General features: G+C 55.8%; 2 tRNA genes. Both read right to left on the bottom strand.

Features of this window, described 5'->3' with window-relative positions:
• Positions 1-14 precede the first annotated feature (14 nt).
• Positions 15-90: transfer RNA gene (locus KBY02_RS26060), tRNA-Ala, on the bottom strand.
• 55 nt (positions 91-145) lie between these two features.
• Positions 146-222: transfer RNA gene (locus tag KBY02_RS26055), tRNA-Ile, on the bottom strand.
• Positions 223-326 lie beyond the last annotated feature (104 nt).

Here is a 326-nt window from a genome sequence, read left to right as displayed (position 1 = left end):
ACAGAAGCAGTAAGTGGTGGAGCCAAGCGGGATCGAACCGCTGACCTCCTGCGTGCAAGGCAGGCGCTCTCCCAGCTGAGCTATGGCCCCGTATTTCTACATACCGTGGAGGCGTCTACTCTGACCAGCTATCTCACCAGTAAACTGGTGGGTCTGGGCAGATTCGAACTGCCGACCTCACCCTTATCAGGGGTGCGCTCTAACCAACTGAGCTACAGACCCGAACTCGGGCGCTGCTTCTAATCGTCTTCTTCAATGAATCAAGCAATTCGTGTGGGTGCTTATGGCGCAGCTGAGTCGTCGATTAAGGAGGTGATCCAGCCGCA

It is taken from the genome of Pseudomonas sp. P129, from assembly GCF_020312195.1.
GTDB lineage: Bacteria > Pseudomonadota > Gammaproteobacteria > Pseudomonadales > Pseudomonadaceae > Aquipseudomonas > Aquipseudomonas fragariae.
Note: the sequence above shows the minus strand (reverse complement) of the source record. Positions and strands in the feature narration are given on the sequence as shown.